24 protein-coding genes are annotated in these 24056 nt (G+C 59.7%); 9 read left to right on the top strand and 15 right to left on the bottom strand.

Translation table 11 applies throughout. From position 1 onward, the window contains the following. Positions 1-53 precede the first annotated feature (53 nt). Positions 54-584, bottom strand: coding sequence for a single-stranded DNA-binding protein SSB1 (gene ssb1, locus EGY12_RS05095; RefSeq protein ID WP_004936793.1), 531 nt, complete (start codon positions 582-584; stop codon positions 54-56). Between the two features lie 277 nt (positions 585-861). Between ssb1 and uvrA the strand changes: the two genes are divergently transcribed. The 3 genes from uvrA (at position 862) to EGY12_RS05115 (ending at position 5868) form a co-directional block, all read left to right on the top strand. Next, positions 862-3690 carry an excinuclease ABC subunit UvrA gene (gene uvrA / locus EGY12_RS05105; protein ID WP_123892771.1) on the top strand — a complete coding sequence of 943 codons (2829 nt, stop codon included), beginning with the start codon at positions 862-864 and terminating at the stop codon, positions 3688-3690. A 333-nt stretch (positions 3691-4023) separates the two neighbouring features. Continuing rightward, complete coding sequence (locus EGY12_RS05110) at positions 4024-4830, top strand: MipA/OmpV family protein (protein ID WP_123892772.1); 807 nt, start codon at positions 4024-4026, stop codon at positions 4828-4830. Between the two features lie 240 nt (positions 4831-5070). After that, on the top strand, positions 5071-5868 hold the full coding sequence (locus tag EGY12_RS05115) for a M48 family metallopeptidase (protein WP_172962902.1): 798 nt from the start codon (positions 5071-5073) through the stop codon (positions 5866-5868). A gap of 15 nt (positions 5869-5883) precedes the next feature. Here the strand turns inward: EGY12_RS05115 and maa are convergent, their stop codons facing one another. The 5 genes from maa to EGY12_RS05140 all read right to left on the bottom strand — a co-directional run bounded on the left by maa (position 5884) and on the right by EGY12_RS05140 (position 9238). Continuing rightward, positions 5884-6441, bottom strand: a complete 558-nt coding sequence (gene maa / locus EGY12_RS05120; protein ID WP_123892774.1) for a maltose O-acetyltransferase — start codon at positions 6439-6441, stop codon at positions 5884-5886. A 151-nt stretch (positions 6442-6592) separates the two neighbouring features. Further along, positions 6593-6946, bottom strand: coding sequence for an MmcQ/YjbR family DNA-binding protein (locus tag EGY12_RS05125; protein WP_123892775.1), 354 nt, complete (start codon positions 6944-6946; stop codon positions 6593-6595). Positions 6947-6950: 4 nt separating this feature from the next. Further along, positions 6951-7367 carry a secondary thiamine-phosphate synthase enzyme YjbQ gene (locus EGY12_RS05130; protein WP_123892776.1) on the bottom strand — a complete coding sequence of 139 codons (417 nt, stop codon included), beginning with the start codon at positions 7365-7367 and terminating at the stop codon, positions 6951-6953. A 126-nt stretch (positions 7368-7493) separates the two neighbouring features. Continuing rightward, positions 7494-8687, bottom strand: coding sequence for an amino acid aminotransferase (locus EGY12_RS05135; RefSeq protein ID WP_123892777.1), 1194 nt, complete (start codon positions 8685-8687; stop codon positions 7494-7496). A 77-nt stretch (positions 8688-8764) separates the two neighbouring features. Next, on the bottom strand, positions 8765-9238 hold the full coding sequence (locus EGY12_RS05140; protein ID WP_025304444.1) for an Lrp/AsnC family transcriptional regulator: 474 nt from the start codon (positions 9236-9238) through the stop codon (positions 8765-8767). 215 nt (positions 9239-9453) lie between these two features. Between EGY12_RS05140 and EGY12_RS05145 the strand changes: the two genes are divergently transcribed. Further along, the gene (locus EGY12_RS05145; protein ID WP_123892778.1) at positions 9454-10221 is read left to right on the top strand and encodes a transporter substrate-binding domain-containing protein; all 768 of its coding nucleotides are present in this window, start codon (positions 9454-9456) and stop codon (positions 10219-10221) included. A 44-nt stretch (positions 10222-10265) separates the two neighbouring features. Here EGY12_RS05145 and alr read toward each other — a convergent pair whose 3' ends face one another. Together alr and dnaB are read right to left on the bottom strand one after the other, a co-directional pair. Beyond that, the gene (gene alr, locus EGY12_RS05150; protein ID WP_123892779.1) at positions 10266-11345 is read right to left on the bottom strand and encodes an alanine racemase; all 1080 of its coding nucleotides are present in this window, start codon (positions 11343-11345) and stop codon (positions 10266-10268) included. A gap of 17 nt (positions 11346-11362) precedes the next feature. Continuing rightward, positions 11363-12787, bottom strand: coding sequence for a replicative DNA helicase (dnaB, locus tag EGY12_RS05155; protein ID WP_025160134.1), 1425 nt, complete (start codon positions 12785-12787; stop codon positions 11363-11365). Between the two features lie 167 nt (positions 12788-12954). Between dnaB and EGY12_RS05160 the strand changes: the two genes are divergently transcribed. Next, positions 12955-13938: a quinone oxidoreductase gene (locus EGY12_RS05160; RefSeq protein WP_123892780.1), complete on the top strand. Its 984-nt coding sequence runs from the start codon at positions 12955-12957 to the stop codon at positions 13936-13938. 298 nt (positions 13939-14236) lie between these two features. Here the strand turns inward: EGY12_RS05160 and pspG are convergent, their stop codons facing one another. Then, a complete protein-coding gene (pspG, locus tag EGY12_RS05165; protein ID WP_004936761.1) occupies positions 14237-14455 on the bottom strand; it encodes an envelope stress response protein PspG in 219 nt (72 codons plus the stop codon). Positions 14456-14612: 157 nt separating this feature from the next. Beyond that, a complete protein-coding gene (dusA, locus tag EGY12_RS05170; RefSeq protein WP_123892781.1) occupies positions 14613-15623 on the bottom strand; it encodes a tRNA dihydrouridine(20/20a) synthase DusA in 1011 nt (336 codons plus the stop codon). A gap of 202 nt (positions 15624-15825) precedes the next feature. Here dusA and EGY12_RS05175 point away from each other — a divergent pair, with 202 nt between their 5' ends. Continuing rightward, on the top strand, positions 15826-16359 hold the full coding sequence (locus EGY12_RS05175; RefSeq protein WP_123892782.1) for a tetratricopeptide repeat protein: 534 nt from the start codon (positions 15826-15828) through the stop codon (positions 16357-16359). 18 nt (positions 16360-16377) lie between these two features. Further along, a complete protein-coding gene (locus EGY12_RS05180) occupies positions 16378-16923 on the top strand; it encodes an RNA polymerase sigma factor (protein ID WP_123892783.1) in 546 nt (181 codons plus the stop codon). A 28-nt stretch (positions 16924-16951) separates the two neighbouring features. On the opposite strand, the gene EGY12_RS05185 is transcribed toward EGY12_RS05180, so the two are convergent. After that, entirely contained in the window at positions 16952-17524 is a 573-nt protein-coding gene (locus EGY12_RS05185) for a sugar O-acetyltransferase (RefSeq protein WP_123892784.1), read from the bottom strand. A gap of 245 nt (positions 17525-17769) precedes the next feature. Here EGY12_RS05185 and zur point away from each other — a divergent pair, with 245 nt between their 5' ends. Continuing rightward, positions 17770-18282 carry a zinc uptake transcriptional repressor Zur gene (zur, locus tag EGY12_RS05190; protein ID WP_015379223.1) on the top strand — a complete coding sequence of 171 codons (513 nt, stop codon included), beginning with the start codon at positions 17770-17772 and terminating at the stop codon, positions 18280-18282. Positions 18283-18384: 102 nt separating this feature from the next. Here zur and EGY12_RS05195 read toward each other — a convergent pair whose 3' ends face one another. The 4 genes from EGY12_RS05195 to EGY12_RS05210 form a co-directional block, all read right to left on the bottom strand. Next, positions 18385-18594, bottom strand: a complete 210-nt coding sequence (locus EGY12_RS05195; protein WP_123892785.1) for a CsbD family protein — start codon at positions 18592-18594, stop codon at positions 18385-18387. Between the two features lie 315 nt (positions 18595-18909). Then, positions 18910-20247, bottom strand: coding sequence for an MATE family efflux transporter DinF (dinF, locus tag EGY12_RS05200; RefSeq protein ID WP_123892786.1), 1338 nt, complete (start codon positions 20245-20247; stop codon positions 18910-18912). 102 nt (positions 20248-20349) lie between these two features. Beyond that, positions 20350-20958 (bottom strand): transcriptional repressor LexA, encoded by a 609-nt coding sequence (gene lexA, locus EGY12_RS05205; protein ID WP_025160136.1) that lies wholly within the window; start codon positions 20956-20958, stop codon positions 20350-20352. Positions 20959-21060: 102 nt separating this feature from the next. Further along, on the bottom strand, positions 21061-21429 hold the full coding sequence (locus EGY12_RS05210) for a diacylglycerol kinase (RefSeq protein ID WP_123892787.1): 369 nt from the start codon (positions 21427-21429) through the stop codon (positions 21061-21063). Between the two features lie 148 nt (positions 21430-21577). On the opposite strand from EGY12_RS05210, the gene plsB reads away from it, so the two are divergent. Further along, a complete protein-coding gene (plsB, locus tag EGY12_RS05215) occupies positions 21578-24043 on the top strand; it encodes a glycerol-3-phosphate 1-O-acyltransferase PlsB (protein WP_123892788.1) in 2466 nt (821 codons plus the stop codon). Positions 24044-24056 lie beyond the last annotated feature (13 nt).

Genomic DNA, 24056 nt, shown 5'->3' on the forward strand with positions numbered 1-24056 from the left:
AATGCAAAAAGCCCCGTAAAGGGGCTTTTTTGTTGGCTGCAAACGGCCGGATATCAGAACGGAATATCGTCGTCGAAATCCATTGGCGGTTCGTTGCTGGTCGCCGGAGCGCTGTTCTGCGCCGGGCGAGACTGCTGCTGGCCGCCGCTGAACTGGTTGCCGCCCTGTGGCTGCTGAGGCTGGCCCCAACCGCCCTGACCGCCGGCAGATTGACCGGCCGGCGCGCCGCCGCCCTGACGGCCGCCCAGCATCTGCATGGTGCCGCCGACGTTAACCACAATCTCGGTGGTGTAACGATCCTGGCCGCTCTGATCCTGCCATTTACGGGTCTGCAGGGAGCCTTCAATGTAAACCTGAGAGCCTTTGCGCAGGTATTCGCCCGCCACTTCAGCCAGTTTGCCGAACAGCACGACGCGGTGCCACTCGGTCTTCTCTTTCTGCTCGCCGGTCGCCTTGTCACGCCAGCTTTCGGAGGTCGCCAGGGTAATGTTGGCCACTGCGCCGCCGTTCGGCATGTAACGGACTTCTGGATCCTGACCCAGATTCCCGACCAGAATTACTTTGTTTACGCCTCTGCTGGCCATGAGCACTTCTCCCGATGATTGATTTCTACACAGTATAAACGCGTCAGTTTACCACGCTGAGTGCGAAACCACACCCGTGTTGATAAGTGCGAATTGCATTCCAGAATTGTCTTTTCGATCGACCTTGTTGCATTCGCATACTGGATATTCATTCAGGTTTTTTTGTGTCATAATTATGCGTTTCGACCAGGCTGTGCCGGTTTTTTGCGAGATCCATCACAAAATCCCCCGCAAAAATCGCGACAGGCGCGGTGTATCATCAAGACGGGAAGTGTAAATGGACAATATCGAAGTTCGTGGTGCTCGAACCCATAATCTGAAAAACATCAACCTGATCATCCCGCGTGACAAACTGATCGTCGTCACCGGCCTGTCCGGTTCCGGCAAGTCATCGCTGGCTTTCGATACGCTGTATGCCGAAGGGCAACGCCGCTACGTCGAATCGCTCTCCGCTTATGCGCGCCAGTTCCTCTCGCTGATGGAAAAACCGGACGTCGATCATATCGAAGGCCTGTCGCCGGCGATCTCCATCGAGCAGAAATCCACCTCGCACAACCCGCGATCCACGGTCGGCACCATCACCGAGATCCACGACTACCTGCGCCTGCTGTTCGCCCGCGTCGGCGAGCCGCGCTGCCCGGATCACCATGTGCCGCTGGCGGCGCAAACCGTCAGCCAGATGGTCGATAACGTGCTGAGCCAGCCGGAAGGCAAACGCCTGATGCTGCTGGCGCCGGTGGTGAAAGACCGTAAGGGCGAGCACACCAAAACGCTGGAAAACCTGGCCGCCCAGGGCTATATCCGCGCGCGCATCGACGGCGAAGTGTGCGATCTGTCCGATCCGCCGAAGCTGGAACTGCAGAAGAAACACACCATCGAAGTGGTGGTCGATCGCTTCAAGGTGCGCGACGACATGGCGCAGCGCCTGGCCGAATCGTTCGAAACCGCGCTGGAGCTGTCCGGTGGCACCGCGGTGGTGGCGGATATGGACGACGAGAAAGCGGACGAGCTGCTGTTTTCCGCCAACTTCGCCTGCCCGATCTGCGGCTACAGCATGCGCGAGCTGGAACCGCGCCTGTTTTCCTTCAACAACCCGGCCGGCGCCTGCCCGACCTGCGACGGCCTGGGCGTGCAGCAGTTCTTCGATCCGGATCGCGTGGTGCAAAACCCCGAGTTGTCGCTGGCCGGCGGCGCGATCCGCGGCTGGGATCGCCGCAACTTCTATTACTTCCAGATGCTGCGCTCGCTGGCGGAGCATTATGAGTTCGACGTAGAGGCGCCGTTCAACACTCTGAGCGCCAACGTGCAGAAGGCGGTGCTGAGCGGCTCCGGCAAAGAGTCGATCGAATTCAAATACATCAACGATCGCGGTGACACCACCGTGCGCCGCCATCCGTTCGAAGGCGTGCTGCACAACATGGAGCGCCGCTACAAAGAAACCGAATCCAGCGCGGTGCGCGAAGAGCTGGCGAAGTTCATCAGCAACCGCCCTTGCGCCTCGTGCCACGGCACCCGCCTGCGCGAAGAAGCGCGCAACGTGTTCGTCGAAGACACCACGCTGCCGGAGATCTCCGATCTGAGCATCGGCCATGCGATGACCTTCTTCCAGAACATGAAGCTCAGCGGCCAGCGCGCCAAAATCGCCGAAAAAGTGCTGAAAGAGATCGGCGATCGCCTGAAATTCCTGGTGAACGTCGGCCTGAACTACCTGTCGCTGTCCCGTTCGGCAGAGACGCTCTCCGGCGGCGAAGCGCAGCGTATCCGCTTGGCCAGCCAGATCGGCGCCGGTCTGGTGGGCGTGATGTACGTGCTGGATGAGCCGTCGATCGGCCTGCACCAGCGCGACAACGAGCGCCTGCTGGAAACGCTGATCCACCTGCGCAACCTCGGCAACACGGTGATCGTGGTGGAGCATGACGAAGACGCCATCCGCGCCGCTGACCACGTGATCGACATCGGCCCCGGCGCCGGCGTGCACGGCGGGCAGGTGGTGGCGGAAGGCACCGTCGACGACATCATGGCGCAGCCGGACTCGCTGACCGGCCAGTTCCTCAGCGGCAAGCGCGAGATCGCCATTCCGGCGCAGCGCGTGCAGGCCGATCCGACCAAGGTGCTGAAACTGAGCGGCGCGCGCGGCAACAACCTGAAGGACGTGACGCTGGCACTGCCGGTCGGTCTGTTTACCTGCATCACCGGCGTTTCCGGCTCCGGCAAATCGACGCTGATCAACGATACGCTGTTCCCGATCGCCCAGCGCCAGCTCAACGGCGCCACCATCGCCGAACCGGCGCCGTTCCGCGAAGTGACCGGCCTGGAACATTTCGACAAGGTGATCGACATCGATCAAAGCCCGATCGGCCGCACGCCGCGCTCCAACCCGGCCACCTACACCGGCATTTTTACCCCGGTGCGCGAGCTGTTCGCCGGCGTGCCCGAATCGCGTAGCCGCGGTTATACGCCGGGCCGTTTCAGCTTCAACGTCAAGGGCGGGCGCTGTGAAGCCTGCCAGGGCGACGGGGTGATCAAGGTCGAGATGCACTTCCTGCCGGACATCTACGTGCCGTGCGACCAGTGCAAGGGCAAGCGCTATAACCGCGAAACGCTGGAAGTGAAGTACAAGGGCAAAAGCATCCACGAAGTGCTGGAGATGACCATCGAAGAAGCGCGTGAGTTCTTCGACGCGGTGCCGGCGCTGGCGCGCAAGCTGCAAACCCTGATGGATGTCGGCCTGTCCTATATCCGCCTCGGCCAGTCGGCCACCACGCTCTCCGGCGGTGAGGCGCAGCGCGTTAAGCTGGCGCGCGAGCTGTCAAAACGCGGCACCGGCCAGACGCTGTATATCCTCGACGAACCGACCACCGGTCTGCACTTCGCCGATATTCAGCAGCTGTTGGCGGTGCTGCATCAGCTGCGCGATCAGGGCAATACCATCGTGGTCATCGAGCATAACCTGGACGTGATCAAAACCGCCGACTGGATCGTCGATCTGGGGCCGGAAGGCGGCAGCGGCGGCGGCGAAATCCTGGTCGCCGGCACGCCGGAAACGGTCGCCGGTTGCGAGAAATCGCACACCGCGCGCTTCCTGAAACCGCTGCTGGAAAAATAACGGCGGGTTATCATCCCTCTCAACGAGGCGACCTGTTCCGCCTCGTTGAGCAATCAACATATCCCTTTCTGATAAACATTAAATAATCTTCTCTGCATCATTCCTTTAAAAACAGGCGCTTTGAGTCCTGCCAATAATAAACTTCACCAATTATGCTGCTCGTTTGGCTGTTGTTTATTCCCCATGCGTTTCACTATTGCGGTGAAATAACGCCAATGACGCGCCGTCGTCTGCCAATTAACCAATATAAACGTGGCGTTTATAAATAAGCTGCGATTAATACGCTGGCCTGCGGGCCGTATATTCAATGGGATGATATAAAAGGTATTTAACGTGGATAATAAACTGGGAACCTCTGCCGCCGCGCTGTTCTTTCTGTTTCCTCTCGCCGCTCAGGCGCAGGATGGCGAAGCCTCTTTAACGCTTGCCGGCGGCCTCGCCGTCGCCCCCGCCTATGAAGGCTCTTCTTTTTACAGCATTGACCCCTTGTATCAGATAAATGCCGGCTATCAAAACGCCAACTGGGGAGAATTCAGTGCGGGCAGCGAGGGTGCGCGTTGGCAATTCCCGCTAACCGGCCCCGTCGGTATCGCGTTATTGCTCAACTATGATGCCGGCCGTGATGAGGAAATCAGAACCTTGCGCGGGCGCAATACCCGGCTCAAAGGCATGGGCAAGCTGGGCGGCGCGCTGGAGGCCGGTGCCGAACTGAGCTACCAATTCGATCCCTTCCGCGCCTACGTAAAAGGGATGCAAGCGACACGCAAACGCAGCTACGGCGGGGAAGACCTGGGCCACACGGCCTATGTGGAAACCGGGCTCACCGGGCAATATCCGCTCAGCGAACAGCTGACGTTGATCGGCAACCTCTCCACCACCTGGGCCAACAGCGGCTATCAGCGCGGCTATTTCGGCGTAACGCAGCAGCAAACGCAGCACAGCGCTTTCAGCGCTTATCGACCGGGCAGCGGCTTCAAGGACGCGACGCTCACCGCCGCCCTTAATTATCAATGGCGACCAAACGTGGCCTTCCAGGCCGGAGTCGGCGTGACCCGTCTGCTGGGCGACGCGGCTGACAGCCCTATCGTCGAAAAAACCACGTCGGGCATGGCCTTCACCAGCGCCAGCTACAGCTTCTGACGTGTTACCCAATAAGGCCGAGAGAGTGCGCCTGCAAGCGAGATAGCACAATAACGCGAAGGCGAAAAAACAAACTATAGTTTAACGAATTGTGAGGCAAACAGGCGGATAATTAAACCATGCCATATTTAGCTGACAATATCAGGCGTTGCTCTCCCTTATTAAGGATATTTTATGTGCCAACATCATTCGACGAAGTGTCGTAACTTCACGGCATTTCGCCATCGCTGGGAAATGCCCATGATCTGGCTATCGGCGATAATAACGCTTCTCGGTTTTTTATTTGGCATCGCCGCTATTGTCATGTCCTCGGACGAGAAAATTTTGGGGTTAGGCGCGGAAGCTAAAGAAACATTGGATAAGCTCAGCCTGTTCGCCTTATTACCGCTGATCCCCATCGCTTTCTATATTTATCGTTTCTATCTCGCCGCCCAGGCGAAATCCAACGCCTTGCGCGTCGGGCCGACGCAATTTCCTGAGCTGTTCGCGCTGTATCAGGATATTGGCCGCCGTCTGGAACTCAAGACGCTGCCCAAGCTCTACCTGACCAACGGCAACGGCGTGGTCAACGCCTTCGCGCTGGAATGCAACCGCCGTCAGCGCTATGTGGTGATCCACGCTGAAATCGCCATGCTAATGCCCACCGCGCCGGAGATCGTGGAGTTTGTGCTGGCGCACGAGCTGGCCCACCACAAGCTGCGCCACGTGTCGCTGTGGCGTCTGGCGATCGGCGTCGTGCCGCAATCGCTGGTGCTGCCCGGCCTGGCGACCACCCGCGCGCAGGAGTATTCCGCAGACCGCGTGGCGCTCGCCGTCTGCCCAAATTACGCCGACACGGTGCGGCTGCTGGCCGTCGGCCCCTGGATGCAGCACGGCGTGAACCCGCAGGCCTGGCTGGAACAGTGCGAAGAAGAGAATAAGGAGCTGTTTGTCCGCATCAGCAACCTGCTGTCGGATCATGCGGTAATGGTCAAACGCTTCAAGGCGCTCAAAGACATTGAGATGCACGGCTTCGAGCGCCACGGCAGCATGTTTTAATCCGCCCCGCCGGGCCTACAGCGTTTTCAGCACGCGCGCCGGGTTGCCGCCCACCACGCAGTTGGCCGGCACGTCTTTGGTCACCACGGCGCCGGAAGCCACGACCGCATTGTCACCGATGGTCACGCCCGGATTGATCACCGCGCGTCCGCCGATCCACACGTTGTCGCCTATCCTGACCGGTTTACCGAACTCCGCCCCACCGAGACGGGTCTCAGCATCCAGCGGATGGGTCGCGGTGTAGATATGCACCCCTGGCGCCAGTAGGCAGTTGTCGCCGATATGCACCTCGCACACGTCGAGGATCACGCAGTCGAAGTTGGCGTAGAAATTCTTGCCGAGATAGATGTTATAGCCGTAGTCGCAACGGAACGTCGGCTCGATGGTACCGCCCTGATAACGGCCCAGCAACTCGCCCAGCCACTGTTTGCGCAGTTCGCTCTCTTCCGGCGAGGAGTGGTTATAGCGATGCGTCAGCTGGCGCGCGCGCCGACGCTCGCTGCGCAACAGGTCATCGCCGGCATCGTATAGCTCCCCGGCGATCATCTTGCGCTTTTCTTCGCTGATGGCCATGTCGGCCTCCTTATGTTATCCGCGTTTCTTGAATGCCCAAGCGTAGCCGCTTTTGCCTGACAACAAAAAGGGAACGTTCCCAATCTAAAATCACGATCACGCTTTAGCATGAAAAAACAGGAGAAAAACGGGCGGCGCCGCCGCCCGGCAATCAGGCGCGCAGTTCCTGACGCACGTGTTCGGGCAGGCCGTCCACCACCAGCTGATAGGAGCTGTCAATCAGCGTATAAAATTGCGAGTTCGGCAGGTTGCCGTCGAGAAACACCGTATTCCAGTGCGCCTTGTTCAGGCCGGCGCAGGCGACGATCTCCGGATGGTGTTCGCGCAGGCTTTCCGCCAGCTCCGGGCTGGACTTGACCGCCAGCGCCGGCCGCCCTTCCACCTCGCACACCATGGCGAACATTACGTCGCCCACCTTGATCTGGCTGGCCTGCCACTGGTTCTGGTCGCTTTGCTCCGCGCCCGGCTTCGCCATGCAGTACTCCAGCAATGCGCTGTTATTCATTGGGTTATTCCCCCTGTAATGTGGCCACAATACGGCGTGCTCCGCCGTGGATGCGGTGCTCCCCCAGCCAGATGCCCTGCCATGTGCCCAACACCAGCCGCCCGTGCCTGACGGGCAGCATCAAGGAAGCGCCCAGCAGCGAGGATTTGATGTGCGCCGGCATGTCGTCCGGCCCTTCGTAGTCATGCTGATAGGGTGCGTTTTCCGGCACCTGACGCAGAAAATGCTGCTCCATATCGGCTCGCACCGTGGGATCGCAGTTCTCGTTGAGCGTCAGCGAGGCCGAGGTATGCTGCAGCAACAGATGCAACAGGCCAGTTTGCAGGCGGTGTAAGTGGGTTAACTGGTTGATGATCTCGTCGGTAACCAGATGAAAGCCACGCGCTTTTGCGCTGAGGATTAGCGTTTGCTGATGCCACATGAGTGAGCGCCCCTCAATCAGTATATTCTCTCTCCGGTTTGCGGCAACTTCGGCGGCGCGCCGGCAATAAAAAAGGAGCGATATCGCTATCGCTCCCCGATGAACGTCTGTTCAGACTAACAGGCGTTACTGCACCGCAGCAAACGCCTCGGCCACCTGACGCACGTTGTTGTGGTTCAGGCCGGCCACGCACATGCGGCCGCTGTGGATCAGGTAGACGCCGAACTCTTCACGCAGGCGATCGACCTGCGCGGCGCTGAAGCCGGTGTAGCTGAACATGCCGCGCTGCGCCAGCAGGTAATCGAAGTTACGCTGCGGCAACGCGCTCTTCAGGGTGTCCACCAGCGCATGACGCATCTCGAGAATGCGGGTGCGCATGCTCTCCACTTCGTCCAGCCACTGGTTTTTCAGTTGGGCGTCGTTCAGCACTTTGGCCACCAGCTGCGCGCCGAAGTTCGGCGGGCTCGAGTAGTTGCGGCGCACGGTGGCCTTCAGCTGGCCCAGCACGCGCCCGGCCGCCTCTTCGCTTTCGCACACCACCGACAGGCCGCCGACGCGCTCGCCATAGAGCGAGAAGATCTTCGAGAACGAGTTGCTCACCAGGCACGGCAGGCCGGCCGCCGCGATGGCGCGAATGGCGTAGGCGTCCTGCTCCATACCGCCGCCGAAGCCTTGATAGGCGATGTCGAGGAACGGAATGATTTCACGCTCGGCGATCACCTTGACCACCTCATCCCACTGGGCAGGGGTCAGGTCGGAACCGGTCGGGTTGTGGCAGCACGGGTGCAGCAGCGCGATGCTGTGCTTCGGCAGCTGTTTCAGCGCAGCCAGCATGGCATCGAACTTCACGCCCAGGCTTTCGCTGTCGAAATACGGATAGGTATTCACCTTGAAACCGGCGCCGCTGAAGATGGCGACGTGGTTTTCCCAAGTCGGATCGCTGACCCACACCTGCGAATCCGGGAAGTAGCTTTTCAGGAAGTCAGCGCCCACTTTCAACGCGCCGGAACCGCCGACGGTCTGAATGGTGGCAATGCGCCCCTGCTGCAGCATCGGGTGCTGCGCGCCGAACAGCAGCTGCTGGATGGCGGAACGGTAGGGTTGCAGCCCTTCCATCGGCAGGTATACCGAGGCGCCGTGCTCGACGCTGTTCAACTGCGCTTCCGCCGCGGCGACCGCCCGCATCTGCGGAATGATGCCCTGCGCATCGTAGTACAGGCCGATACTCAGGTTCACCTTGTGCGCGCGCGGGTCTTGTTTGAATTTTTCCATCAGCGACAGAATGGGATCGCCGGCATAGGCGTCAACGTTCTGGAACACGGGGTTTTTCTCCTGGTTTATTGTGGTTTTGGGCACAGCGTTACGTTCCTAATATAGACGGAAAACCGCATTCGGTTTTAGCTTTCTCGCGTCACCGGCAATAAACCGTTTTCCTTGATGCGATTGAGCACCACTGCCGTTTTGATATGCGCCACGCTTTTGTGCGGCGACAGCGTCTGGCTGATGAACTCGCTCAGCGCCGGCAGATCCGCCACCGCCACTTTCAGCAGGTAATCGGCGTCGCCGGTGGTCTTGTAAGCGTCAAGGATCGCGTCCACGTCCTCCAGCATCTGATGAAAGCTGTCGATCTGCTCCTGCGCGTGCGTGATCAGGCTAACTTCGATCAACCCCACCAGCCCGAGTCCGACCGCCTCCGGTGCCAGCCGCGCATGGTAGCCGCGGATCAGCTGTGCCTGTTCCAGGCTGATGCGCCGTCGCGAACATTGGGAGGCGGAGAGCCCCACCAGCTCGCTCAGCTCCTGATTGGTCAGACGGCCGTTGGCCTGTAACAGCGTCAGGATTTTCATATCAAAATCGTCAATGTTGTACATAGCCACCTGTAAACTGTGTTAATAAATGTTGACGTTACAGCCTACCAGTTTTTTTACCGTTGCCGACGTCACACCCTGGCGCTTAGATCGCGTACAGCAGCAACGCCCGGCGTTTTCGCCGGTAAGCGGCATAAAAAACGGCTAACTCATGCAAGCAAACGACAATTAACGGCGAAGTAACGCATAAAACCACGAATGTATAAAAAGGACGCCAGATGAAAAAGTTACTCCCTCTCGCACTGCTGCTCGCCGCCGGCAGCGCCGGCGCGCAATCCCACCTGGATAAGGTACTGCAGCAAAAGACCCTGGAAGTCTGCACCACCGGTGACTACAAGCCCTATACCTTCCTCAGGGAAGACGGCAGCTATGAAGGCATCGACATCGACATGGCGGAATCGCTGGCCAAGAGTCTGGGCGCGAAAGTGAAGTGGGTGAAGACCAGTTGGAAAACCCTGACGCCGGACTTCGTCGGCGGCAAGTGCGACATCGCGATGGGCGGTATCTCCGTCACGCTGGAGCGGCAAAAACAGGTATTCTTCGCCGACAAGCTGGATACCGACGGCAAGATCCCGCTGGTACGCTGCACCGACGTGAAGAAATACCGCACTCTCGAGCAGATCAACAAACCGTCGGTGCGTCTGCTGGAGCCGGCGGGCGGTACCAATGAAGCCTTCGTGCACGCCTATCTGCCGAAAGCCAAGCTGACGCTCACGCACGACAACATGAGCATTTTCCAGCAGTTGGTGGACCGCAAGGCGGACGTGATGATCACCGACGCCTCCGAGGCGCTGTATCAGCAGAAGCGCTATCCGAAGCTATGTGCGGTGAATCCGACCAAACCGATGCAGTACGGCGAAAAGGCTTATATGCTGCCGCGCGACGATCTGAGCTGGAAACTGTATGTGGATCAGTGGCTGCACCTGGCCAAGGCGACCGGCGAGTATCAGAAGATTATCGATAAGTGGTTGGCGGTAAAGAAGTAACACGCTGAGAAACGGGGCCGACGCGCGCCGGCCCCTGCGCCGTATCAGTCGCCGATATATTCCATCGCCACGCGCTGCGTGAGCTTGGTGATCAGTTCGTAGGCGCTGATGCCGCTGCAGGCGGCGATGCGCTCGACCGGCAACGCCTCTCCCCACAGTACCGCTTCATCCCCCACCTTATCAGCGGCGTCCGGCCCGAGATCGACCGAAATCATGTCCATCGACACCCGGCCGACGATCGGCACCTCGCGGCCGTTGATCAGGATCGGCGTACCGGTCGGCGCGCTGCGCGGATAGCCGTCGCCATACCCCATCGCCACCACCCCGAGCCGGGTATCGCGCGGGCTGATCCAGGTGCCACCGTAACCGACCGCTTCGCCGGCCTTGTGCTCGCGTACCGCGATCAGACTGGACTTCAGCGTCATGGCCGGCTGCAGGCCATGCTCGGCGCCGCTGCCGTTATCCAGCGGCGACACGCCGTACAGGATGATGCCGGGACGCACCCACTCGTTATGGGCATCCGGCCACAGCAGCGTGCCGCCGGAGGCGGCGACCGAGCGCTGGCCCGGTTTGCCGCGCGCGAACTGCTCGAAGCAGGCGATCTGTTTCAGAGTAGCGTCGGACTCCGGCTCATCGGCACGGCTGAAGTGACTCATGATATTGACCGGCTGCGCCACGTTGCGGCAGGCGCACAGGCGCTGATAAAACGCCTCCGCCTGTTCGGGGCGCACCCCCAGCCGATGCATGCCGGTATCGAGCTTCATCCACACCGGCACCGGGCGCGCCAGTTCGGCCCGCTCCAGCGCTTCGAGCTGTTCGATGCTGTGCACCGCAGTTTCGATGTTGTTCGCCACCAGCACCGGCAGATCTTCGGCACTGAAGAAGCCTTCCAGCAACAGGATCGGTTTGACGATGCCGCCGGAGCGCAGCATCAGCGCCTCGCCGATGCGCGCCACGCCGTAGCAGTCTGCGTCTTGCAGGGTGTGTGCTGTTTCCAGCAGGCCATGTCCATAAGCGTTTGCTTTCACAACGGCAATCAGGCGGCTTTGCGGCGCCTGGCGGCGCACCTGTTGCAGATTATGTCGCAGAGCGCGGCGGTCGATTACAGCGGTTGCCGCTTTCATTTCAGTTCCTTAGCTGATTATTCGTCATCGTATTGTGGTCCCGCGTAGTTATCGAAACGCGACCACTGGCCGTTAAAGGTAAGGCGCACGGTGCCGATCGGGCCGTTACGCTGCTTACCGATAATAATTTCCGCGATCCCTTTCAGATCGCTGTTCTCGTGATACACCTCATCACGATAGATGAACATAATCAGGTCGGCATCCTGCTCGATAGAGCCGGATTCACGCAGGTCGGAGTTGACCGGGCGTTTGTCTGCGCGCTGCTCCAGGCTTCGGTTCAGCTGCGACAGCGCCACCACCGGCACCTGCAGCTCTTTCGCCAGCGCCTTCAGCGAGCGCGAAATCTCGGCGATCTCCAGCGTACGGTTGTCGGACAGCGCCGGCACGCGCATCAGCTGCAGGTAGTCGATCATGATCAGGCTGAGCCCGTCGTGCTCGCGGAAAATACGCCGCGCGCGCGAGCGCACTTCGGTCGGCGTCAGGCCGGAGGAGTCGTCGATGTACATGTTGCGTTTCTCCAGCAGAATGCCCATGGTGCTGGAGATGCGCGCCCAGTCCTCGTCGTCGAGCTGGCCGGTACGAATACGCGTCTGATCCACGCGCGACAGCGACGCCAGCATACGCATCATGATCTGCTCGCCGGGCATCTCCAGGCTGAAGATCAGCACCGGTTTTTCCTGGGTCATCGCGGCGTTTTCGCACAGGTTCATGGCGAAGGTGGTTTTCCCCATCGATGGACGGGCGGCGACGATGATCAGATCGGACTTTTGCATGCCCGCGGTTTTCTTGTTGAGGTCCTGATAGCCGGTATCGACCCCGGTCACGCCATCGTGCGGCTGCTGATACAGCTGCTCGATACGCGACACGGTGTCTTCCAGAATGCGTTCGATGCCCTTCGGGCCTTCGTCTTTGCTGGCGCGGTTCTCGGCGATTTGGAACACGCGAGATTCCGCCAGATCGAGCAGATCTTCGCTGCTGCGCCCCTGCGGATCGTAGCCCGCGTCGGCGATCTCGTTAGCCACCGAGATCATTTCGCGCACCACCGCGCGCTCGCGCACGATATCGGCATAGGCGCCGATGTTGGCGGCGCTCGGGGTGTTTTTCGACAGCTCGGCCAGGTAGGCGAAGCCGCCGACCGAGTCCAGCTCACCTTTCTGCTCAAGCGATTCGGACAGGGTGATGAGATCGATAGGCTTGCTCATCTCCAGCAAACGCTGCATCTCGGTAAAGATCAGGCGGTGCGGGCGGCTGAAGAAGTCGTTGGCGACCACGCGCTCCGCCACGTTGTCCCAGCGCTCGTTATCCAGCATCAAACCGCCCAACACCGACTGCTCGGCCTCCAGCGAGTGCGGCGGCATCTTCAGCCCTTCCATCTGACGATCTCTGGAACGCTCTCTGGTTTCGTCCGCGTTTGTTTTGTTGGTTGGTTTTTTTCCTGCCATGAAACGTAGTCTTTATCCGGTTGCGAATGAAGGATCTTGACGCGAGAGTATACGTGATTTTTGCGTCATAACCGATGCAAAAAAGGTATTGAACCCCACACGGGTGAACTGGATCTCCGATACTAAAAAGAATAGGGTGAAATCAGACACTCAAACGAGGTAACGATATGGCCAAGCGCATTCAGTTTTCCGCCACCGGCGGGCCGGAAGTCTTGCAATACGTTGATTTTACACCGCTCGACCCCGCCGCCGGCGAAGTGCAGATCGAGAACAAGGCGATCGGCATCAACTACATCGACACCTATGTGCGCAGCGGGCTGTACGCGCCGGCCAGCCTGCCGAGCGGCCTCGGCACCGAGGCGGCCGGCGTGGTTCTCAAGGTTGGCGCCGGAGTCAGCGCGATCAAACCGGGCGACCGGGTGGTATATGCGCAATCTTCGCTCGGCGCCTACAGCGAAGTCCACAACGTGCCGGAAGAAAAAGTGGCGCTGCTGCCGCACAATCTGAGCTTTGAGCAAGGTGCCGCTTCTTTCCTGAAAGGGCTGACGGTGCACTATCTGCTGCGCCAGACCCACGAAGTGCAGCCGGGTGAAGTATTCCTGTTCCATGCCGCCGCCGGCGGGGTTGGGCTTATCGCCTGCCAATGGGCTAAAGCGCTGGGCGCGCGCCTGATCGGCAGCGTCGGCTCCGACGAGAAGGCCGCCCTGGCGAAACAGGCCGGCGCCTGGGCCACCATCAACTACCACAAAGAGGATATCGCCCAGCGGGTGGCCGAGCTGACGCACGGCGAGAAGGTCGGCGTGGTATACGATTCGGTGGGGCAAAGTACCTGGCAGGCCTCGCTCAACAGCCTGAAGCGACGCGGCCTGATGGTCAGCTTCGGCAACGCGTCCGGCCCGGTGACCGGCGTCGATCTGGCGTTGCTCAACCAGAAAGGATCGCTGTACGTCACCCGCCCTTCCCTCAACGGCTACGTCACCAATCGCGCCGAGCTGCAGTACGCCAGCAACGAGCTGTTCTCACTGATCGGCAGCGGCGCCATTCGGGTGGAGGTAAGAGACGAGCAGAAATTTGCGCTGGCCGACGCCCAGCGGGCGCACCAGGTGCTGGAAAGCCGCGGCACCAGCGGCTCCAGCCTGCTGATCCCCTGATAGCGGCTAAAGAAAAGGGCTCCTTGCGGAGCCCTTTCTGTTACTGCGTTTTGTAGGGGTAGAGCAGAGTCCGCCAGAGACAGGGGTTGCTTCAGCAACACGAATTTTGGATGTCTCTCACGGTGATGAAATCGGTCGCATCACTGCATCAACCAACATCCTAACAGCCCCGTCCGGCAAAAAACACGCTTTATGTGCCACACCGCAGGGGAAAACTGCCAAGCTGTGATCGCTGCCGCATTAGCAGGGCGGCCAGTTGTGCAAATTTCAGCGCGACTGTCTGATTATTCAACAAAAATCAGTAGCGCCTCACCTGTGGTTTCTGCATTGAGCGGTAAATCCACACCCCGACCACCGCCAAAATCAGCCACGGCAGCAGCTTAATGACCACCGCAAATAGCCCGCCCAGCAGCATGAAGGCCGCCGCCGCCAACAGCGCGGCGAAGATCCCCAACAGCGAGATGCCGGTCACCATCAGCATCACGACAAAGCCAATGAGAAAGAAGATTTCCAACATGATTGCTCCTTTGCAATACAACATATCTGCAGAGTGAATTACAAGAAGCGTGCCAGAACGGCGGAAGCGCTAACGCATTGAAAATACTGGCCAGGCATTCGACAACATGCCGAACACCTGGCGAAAAAGACTAACTATTGGTCAAGTTTTTTGTGAGTTACGCCATTTCGACACGCGGCTGACGTACCAGCGCCAGCGCCTGCTCCACGACCCGCGCGTCGGCGCCCGGCTTGTGGGCGTTCTCGCTCAGATGGCGGCGCCATTGGCGCGCGCCCGGCACGCCCTGGAACAAACCGAGGATGTGGCGGGTGATATGGCCGAGATAGGTGCCGTTGGACAGCTCGCGCTCGATATACGGATACAGCGCTTCGACGATCGCCACGCTGTCCGGCACTGCGGTCTGCACCCCGAACAGTTCGCTGTCGACCCGCGCCAGGATCCCCGGGTTCTGATACGCCTCGCGCCCCATCATCACGCCGTCCAGATGCTGCAAGTGCTGCTGCGCCTCTTCCAGCGTTTTCACCCCGCCGTTGATGGCGATGGTCAACGCCGGGAAATCCCGCTTCAGCTGATAAACGCGCGGATAGTCCAGCGGCGGCACTTCGCGGTTCTCTTTCGGGCTAAGGCCGGAGAGCCAGGCCTTGCGCGCGTGGATGGTGAACATGTCGCACTCGCCGCGCCCGGCGACGGTGTGGATAAAGTCGCACAGGAAGGCGTAGCTGTCCTGATCGTCGATGCCGATGCGGGTCTTCACCGTCACGGGGATCGACACCACATCGCGCATCGCCTTGATGCAGTCGGCGACCAGCGTCGCCTGCCCCATCAGACAGGCGCCGAACATGCCGTTTTGCACGCGATCGGACGGGCAGCCGACGTTGAGGTTAATCTCGTCGTAACCGCGCTGCTCAGCCAGTTTGGCACAGTGCGCCAATGCCGCCGGATCGCTACCGCCCAGCTGCAGAGCCACCGGATGCTCTTCTTCGCTGTAGGCCAGGTAGTCGCCCTTGCCGTGGATGATCGCGCCGGTGGTCACCATTTCGGTGTACAGCAGCGTTTCCTTGGTCAGCAGGCGGTGGAAGTAACGGCAATGACGATCGGTCCAGTCGAGCATTGGCGCGATGGAGAAACGATTGGCGGCATAGGTTGGGGCGTGGTTGTCTTTCGTCATGCTGAGTTACTGGCTACCTGAGTCTGTCTGGGTTCAACGAACGGCGCGCGGCCGCAAACGGCTATTATAACGACAATCGGCGCCGTTGGGAAAACCGCCTTGCCGGCGGCGTAAATAAGCGGGAGTAAGGCGAATAGATTCACTCGTTCAAGTGTTATCTCGTTACGGGCGCGCACGGCGCCTCAGCCTTGAGGACACGACCATGAAAAGCTTCGTTAAACGCCTGCTGTCGTCGGTGATAGCCGGCTGTCTGCTGTTTTCCGGTGCGGCGCTGGCGATGGGTGGCGACGGCAGCAATCAAACCCCGCCCACCTGTCCGAAAGGCCAGGTCTACGACAGCAAAACCCAGACCTGCATGGTGGATAAAGGCGGCAGAATCGGCGACGCCGACCGCACCAATTATGCCTATGCGTTGGCGAAAAGCGGCCGCTATCAGGAAGCGCTCGATGTGCTCAACACATTGAAAGATCCCAACACCGCCGTTGCACTGAATTATCGCGGCTACGCCACGCGCAAACTTGGCCACACCGATGAGGGGATCGGCTATTATTTAAAATCAGTCGCCCTCGATCCGAAATACCCTAAAGTGCGCGAGTACCTGGGGGAAGCCTATATGCTAAAAGGCCGGCCCGATCTGGCACGCCAGCAGCTGCAGGTGATTCAGTCGCTGTGCGGCACCGGATGCGAAGAGTACCGCGATCTGGCGGCGGCCATCGCTCACCAACCGGAATCTTGATCCGACGCGCCTGCGGAGGTGACTATCAGCGGCAATGCGATACGCGATGAACTCAGCCACTATCTCTCCCGCCTGTGGCGCTATGCGCTGGTGCTCTCGCACCGGCGGGATATCGCCGACGATCTGGTGCAGGCGACCTGCGTGCGTGCACTGGAGCGCACTGCGCAATTCACCCCCGGTTCACACCTGGATCGCTGGTTGTTTTCCATCTTGCACTCCATCTGGATCAATGAAGTTCGCGCCCAGCATCTTCGCCAAGGGCAAGGCTGTATGGCGGCGGAAGAGCTGGGCAATGCGGACAACGATGAACAGCCGGTCTGGCTCAATGAAGTGATGCAGCGCGTAAGACGGCTTCCACCGGCTCAGCGCAACGCGCTGTTTCTGGTGTATATCGAAGGGCTGTCCTACCGGGAAGCGGCGAACGTGCTGGCGGTGCCGATCGGCACCGTCATGAGCCGCCTGGCGGCCGCACGTCTGGCATTGGCCGATGACCGGCAGCGGCAAACCGACGATTCGCACCGTAAAGAAAACCATCCTCCCCCCGTGCGCCGCACTCGCCGATAAACGCAGGCCGCCGACCGTGTAGAGCGCCCTATTCCAACGCGCGGATAACCCGGCACGGCTGCCCCAGCGCCAGCACATTGGCCGGAATGTCATCGGTCACTATGCTTCCCGCGCCGATAGTTGTGCCGTCACCGATGGTCACTCCCGGCAAGATCACCACGTTACCGCCGATCCACACGTTGCTGCCGATGGACACCGGCTGTGCCGAGGTGCGGAAAGGAAAGGCCGGGTCGCCGGTAAAGCGTTCGCCGGCCTTCAGCGGATGACTCGGCGTGTAGATTTGCACGTTGGGGCCGATCAGCGTGTTGTCGCCGATGGTGATGGTATTGCAGTCGAGGAACACCGCATTGACGTTGATAAAACAGTTTTTGCCGATGCGGACATGCTGCCCGTAGTCGCACCAGAACGGCGTTTCAATCCAGCTTGCCTCGCCCCAGGCGCCAAACAACTCCCCGAGCAGACGGTTTTTCTCGTCCGCCTGATGCGAATCCAGATCGCCCAGCCGTTTGGTCACCGCCCTCGCCCGATGGTACATAGCTATCAGTTCTTCATCGCGGCTGTTGTACTCCAGGCCGCTTAACAGCTTCTCTCTTTCCGTCATCGCACAAGGCTCCTGCTCATCACGCGGATGAAGCGCGTTATACCGCTCTCGCCCGCTGCTCTCCAGCGCTAAAACCAACAACGTTGATTTGCCGCCCGGCGGAGGGGAAAAGTTGTGATGTATCTCTCTTTTAGTGCGCACAACACGCCTTTCCCTGCGCTATCCTCAGGGGAAAAGGGGGCAACTCTCGGCGATTCGCCGTAATCATGGTAAAATCGGCTTTTTTACGTACCGGGATATTTGCGATGAACTCAACCACCCAGGAAAAGCTGTTGGCGCAGGCAGAACGCCTCTGCCAGCAACGCAATGTGCGATTGACGCCGCAACGGCTGGAAGTGCTGCGTCTGATGACTCAGCAACCCGGTGCCATCAGCGCTTATGACCTGCTCGATCTGCTGCGCGTCGCCGAACCGCAGGCCAAGCCGCCGACGGTCTATCGCGCGCTGGATTTTCTGCTGGAGCAAGGGTTTATCCATAGAGTCGAGTCCGCCAACAGCTACGTGCTGTGCCACCACTTCGAACAGCCGATGCACACGTCCGCACTGTTTATCTGCGACCGCTGCGGCCAGGTGACCGAGCGCACCACCGAAGGCGTAGAAGAAACACTGCAGAAGCTGGCGCAGGAAGCGGGGTTTGCGCTGCGACACAGCGTGGTGGAAGCGCATGGCCTGTGCGCAGGCTGCGTGGAGGTTGAGGCGTGCGACAGCAAGCATGACTGCGCAGAACACGATCACAGCATCGCCATCAAGAAGAAGTAATACGAAGTCAGGTACCTCCCTGTACCTGTAGCCGGAGCGCCAGAGAATGGGGGCGACGCCGGCCTGCGCTGTGCAAGCCGCCTTCAATGGCGGCCCTGCAGATTACCAGCGGTGTTTGGTGTGATCTTCCCAGGCTTTCACCTCTTTCTCGGCCGCCTCTTTCTGGTAACCGTAGCGCTCCTGAATTTTGCCGACCAGCTGTTCGCGTTTCCCTTCGATGACCGTCAGATCGTCATCGGTCAGCTTGCCCCATTTTTCCTTCACTTTGCCTTTAATCTGCTTCCAGTTACCGTCGGCTTGATCTTTATTCATAGTCTCTCCGTTAACCTGTGGTGAATCAGTGATCCCTGTCGCCGGCCGGGATTAACCAGAAATTTTTCTGGCCGATGCCCCCTTCACCTTAAGAAGCATCGCCCCCTTTCATTTACCAGCCACATGATTCATTCTAGTTAAAAACGGAAATAAAAAAGCCAATACACAGAATAAAAAACCATTAACAAACAAAATAAAAACAAAAAACGCCAACAAACAACGAACTAAGGAGAGCAAGCCGGCGCTGTAAACATGTAAGCAAACATGAACAAAAACATAAAATAAATTAATAAATAAACCGGCAAAGCGTCCATTCTAGCGTGCAGCAAACCAGCTGCCGCGTACCTGATGACGGTGCCAAATCCAGCCCAACGCCAGGCCGCGTAACGCCAAAAACACCGCCAGTGCCAGCCAGAGTCCATGGTTACCCAGCACCGGCACGCTAAACAGTGCCAAGCCATACCCCGCCGCAGCCACCGCCATGCTGTTACGCATCTCGGCGCCGCGCGTAGCACCGATAAACATGCCATCCAGCAAATAGCACCACACCCCGACCAGCGGCAAAATGACCTGCCACGGTAAATAGTGGGCGGCTAATGCACGCAGCTCCGGCAAGGAGGTCAACGCTGCCACGATCTGCTGGCCGGTAACGGCATACACCAGGCCGAAGGCCAACGCGACCAGCCCTGCCTGCCTGCAGGCTGCGTGCCATACTTTACGCAGTTGGCTATCGTCTCGAGCACCATAGGCATGGCCCGAATGGGCCTCCACCGCATAAGCGAAACCATCGAGCGCATAGGCGGTGAACGTCAGCAAATTCATCAATACCGCATTGACCGCCACTACGTCGCTTCCCAGACGAGCACCGAAAATGGTCAGCGACGCAAAGCACAGTTGCAACAACAGTGAACGCAGCATGATGTCGCGGTTAAGCGCCAGCAGCCGACGCAGATCGCCACGCCAGGCCTGGCGCAGCATCGGCAGGGTAATACCGCGCAGGCGCATCACCCGCCATGCCAGCCACAGGCCGAGCAGCAGCGTGGCGTATTCGGCGATGGCGGTGGCCGCCGCCGCCCCCCGCACGTTCCAGCCCAGGCCCATCACCAGCCAGATATCCAGCACGATGTTCAGCAGGTTGCCGACGATCAGCAGGATCACCGGCGCACGCACGTACTGCACGCCGAGCAGCCAGCCCAGCAGCACCAGATTAGCCAGCGCCGCCGGCGCGCTCAGCCAACGGATCTCAAGAAAACGCCGCGCCTGTTCCAGCACCTCGCCATTGCCACCGACGATCCGCAGCGCCAGTTCGATCAGCGGATAGCGCAACAGGACGATCGCCACCCCGGCCAGCAGCGCCAGCAGCAGCGGTTGCATAAAGGCGCGCGCCAGCGCCTGCGGGTTCTGTGCCCCCAGCGCCTGCGCCGCCAGGCCGGTGGTGCTCATGCGCAGGAACAACAGCAGCATGAACAGGAAGCTGGTCGCCACCGCGCCAATCGCAACGCCCCCCAGGTAGATCGGGCTGTCTAGGTGGCCGATCACCGCGGTATCCACCAGCCCGAGCAGCGGCACGGTGATATTGGAGAAAATCATCGGCAGGGCCAGGCGCCACAGGGCTTTATCGGTATCGCTGGTAAAGGCGGAAATCAAGCGCATGATGAGATGTTTCCCGTAGCAGTGACGAAAAGGGCAAAGTCAGAAACAAAAACGCCCCAGAACAGGGGCGATTGATACAGGGAGGCACTGAGGGCGCGGCGATTAAATCCAGTCGCCGTTGCGAATCACCCCCACCGCCAGCCCTTCGATAGTGAAATTCTGCTGACGCAGATCGACCACGATCGGTTGGAATTCGTTGTTCTCCGGTAGCAGTTCAACCACGTTGCCGTGCTTCTTCAGACGTTTGACCGTGACTTCATCTTCGATGCGCGCCACCACGACCTGGCCGTTGCGCACGTCTTGCGTCTTGTGCACCGCCAGCAGATCGCCGTCCAGAATGCCGATGTCACGCATCGACATGCCGTTCACCCGCAGCAGGAAATCGGCGCTCGGTTTAAACAGGGAAGGATCCACCTGGTAGTGCCCTTCAATGTGCTGCTGCGCCAGCAGCGGCTCGCCGGCGGCGACGCGGCCGATCAGCGGCAGCCCTTCTTCTTCTTCCATCAGCAGGCGGATACCGCGCGAGGCACCGGAGACGATTTCGATCACGCCTTTGCGTGCCAGCGCCTTCAGGTGTTCTTCGGCGGCGTTAGGTGAGCGGAACCCCAGACGCATCGCGATCTCGGCACGCGTTGGCGGCATGCCCGTTTGCGAAATATGATCGCGAATCAGATCGTAGACCTCTTGCTGTCTGGTAGTTAGTGCTTTCATTCCGCCCCCTGTTTGTTTATACAGTCTTGCTGTGAGTATATACAGGTAAGCGCAGATTGGGAACCAAAGAATAAATAAAAATCAGTCAGTAGGCGCTTTGCGTCAGCCGAAACGCTGCCACAAGACCGTGCCCCAAACGAACAGCGCCAGCACGATCGCCAGCGACACCGCCGCCGACCCCATGTCTTTGGCCCGGCCGGACAGCTCGTGATGTTCGCTGCCGATGCGATCCACCACCGCCTCGATCGCGCTGTTCAGGATCTCGACGATCATCACCAGCGCTACCGATCCGATCAATAAAATGCGCGCTATCGCACCCACATCCAGCCAGACAGCCAGTATGATAGCCAGAACGGTGACCACCAGTTCCTGGCGGAAAGCCGCTTCGTGCTGCCAGGCGGCGGAAAGCCCTTTATAGGAATAGCCGGCGGCCTTGATGATGCGGGTCAGTCCGGTTGCTTGGTTTGCCATGTTTTCGTGCCTTTCTCAGAGGTCGGTCATAATAAAAAGAGTCTAGAACAGTCCGCGCTGACGGCTCTCGGTTTTCGAACACCACAGATCTGCTACCCGGTTTCTGGTATGCTTGCGGCGCATTGCTAACAAGAGGCTTCACGTTGTTATGTCAGGTTGGCGTAAAATTTATTATAAAATATTGAATTTACCACTTAAATTGTTGGTAAGAAGTAAGGTCATCCCTTCAGATCCGGTTACCGAGCTAGGGTTGGATCCCTCACGGCCGATTTTGTATGTTTTGCCTTACAATTCCAAGGCGGATTTGCTGACGCTGCGCACCCAGTGCCTGGCGCAGGATCTGCCCGATCCGCTCAACTCGCTGGAGATCGACGGCACCGTGCTACCGAGCTACGTGTTCATTCACGACGGCCCGCGCGTGTTCCGCTATTACACCCCGAAAGAAGAGTCGGTAAAGCTGTTCCACGACTATCTGGATCTGCACCGCAGCAACCCGGATCTCGACATTCAGATGCTGCCGGTTTCGGTGATGTTCGGCCGCTCGCCGGGCCGCGAAGGCCACGGCACGCCGCACCTGCGTCTGTTGAACGGCGTGCAGAAATTCTTTGCCGTGCTGTGGCTCGGCCGCGACAGCTTCGTGCGTTTCTCCAATACCGTTTCGCTGCGCCGCATGGCCACCGAGCACGGCACGGATAAAACCATCGCGCAGAAACTGGCGCGCGTGGCGCGCATGCACTTCTCGCGTCAGCGCCTGGCTGCGGTAGGCCCGAGCCTGCCGGCCCGTCAGGATCTGTTCAACAAGCTGTTGGCGTCCAAAGCGATCGAAAAAGCGGTCGAAGACGAAGCCCGCAGCAAGAAGATCTCGCACGAGAAAGCCCAGCAGAACGCCATCGCGCTGATGGAAGAGATCGCCGCCGACTTCTCCTACGAAACCGTGCGCCTGTCCGATCGCGTGCTGAGCTGGACCTGGAACCGGCTGTATCAGGGCATCAACGTCACCAACGCCGAGCGCGTGCGCCAGCTGGCGCAGGACGGCCACGAGATCGTCTACGTGCCCTGCCACCGCAGCCACATGGACTACCTGCTGCTGTCCTACGTGCTGTATCACCAGGGCCTGGTGCCGCCGCACATCGCCGCGGGCATCAACCTCAACTTCTGGCCGGCCGGCCCGATCTTCCGCCGTCTTGGCGCATTCTTCATCCGCCGCACCTTCAAGGGCAACAAGCTGTACTCGACGGTGTTCCGCGAATACCTCGGCGAGCTGTTCACCCGCGGCTACTCGGTGGAATACTTCGTGGAAGGCGGCCGTTCCCGCACCGGGCGTCTGCTGGAGCCGAAGACCGGCACCCTGTCGATGACCATCCAGGCGATGCTGCGCGGCGGCACCCGCCCGATCACGCTGGTGCCGATTTACATCGGTTACGAACACGTGATGGAAGTGGGCACCTACGCCAAAGAGCTGCGCGGCGCCACCAAGGAAAAAGAGAGCCTGCCGCAGATGCTGCGCGGCCTGCGTAAGCTGCGCAACCTGGGCCAGGGTTACGTCAACTTCGGCGAGCCGCTGCCGTTGACCGCTTACCTCAACCAGCACGTGCCGCAGTGGCGCGAGTCTATCGATCCGATCGAAGCCCAGCGCCCAAGCTGGCTGACGCCGACGGTCAACGATCTGGCCGGCCAGATCATGGTGCGCATCAACAATGCCGCCGCGGCCAACGCCATGAACCTGTGTTCCACCGCGCTGCTGGCTTCGCGTCAGCGTTCGCTGACCCGCGAACAGCTGGTCGAACAACTCGAGTGCTACCTGCAGCTGATGCGCAACGCGCCTTACGCGCGTGACGTCACCGTGCCGACGCAAACGCCGGACGAGCTGCTGGATCACGCGTTGAACATGAACAAGTTCGAGGTGGAGAAAGACAGCATCGGCGACATCATCATCCTGCCGCGCGAGCAGGCGGTGCTGATGACCTATTACCGCAACAACATCCACCACCTGCTGGTGCTGCCGTCGCTGATAGCCAGCATCGTGATGCATCATCGCCGGGTGTCGCGCGCCGAACTGCTGCGCCAGATCGGCATGATTTACCCGATGCTGAAAGCCGAGCTGTTCCTGCATAACGACAAGGAACAGTTGCCGGAAGTTCTGCAGCCGGTGATCGACGAGCTGATCCGTCAGCAGTTGATCTGCGATAAAGGCGACGAGCTGGTGCTGAATCCGGCGCGCATTCGCCCGCTGCAGCTGCTGGCCGCCGGGGTGCGCGAAACCCTGCAGCGCTACGCCATCACCATGTCGATCCTCAGCGCCAACCCGAGCATCAACCGCGGCGCGCTAGAGAAAGAGAGCCGCATCATGGCGCAGCGTCTGTCGGTGCTGCACGGCATCAACGCGCCGGAGTTCTTCGACAAGGCGGTGTTCTCCACCCTGGTGGCGACGCTGCGCGAAGAAGGCTATATCAACGACAGCGGCGATGCGATCCGCGAGCACACCCTCGAGGTGTACAACATGCTGAGCGATCTGATCACGCCGGAAATCAAGCTGACCATCGAAAGCGTCAACATGCCGGCAGAGACCAACGCCCTGCCGCAAGCCGACGCGGAAGAAGAACAAGACGAGTGATGTCACCCGCCGC

Origin of the sequence: Serratia sp. FDAARGOS_506 (assembly GCF_003812745.1) — a bacterium.
GTDB lineage: Bacteria > Pseudomonadota > Gammaproteobacteria > Enterobacterales > Enterobacteriaceae > Serratia.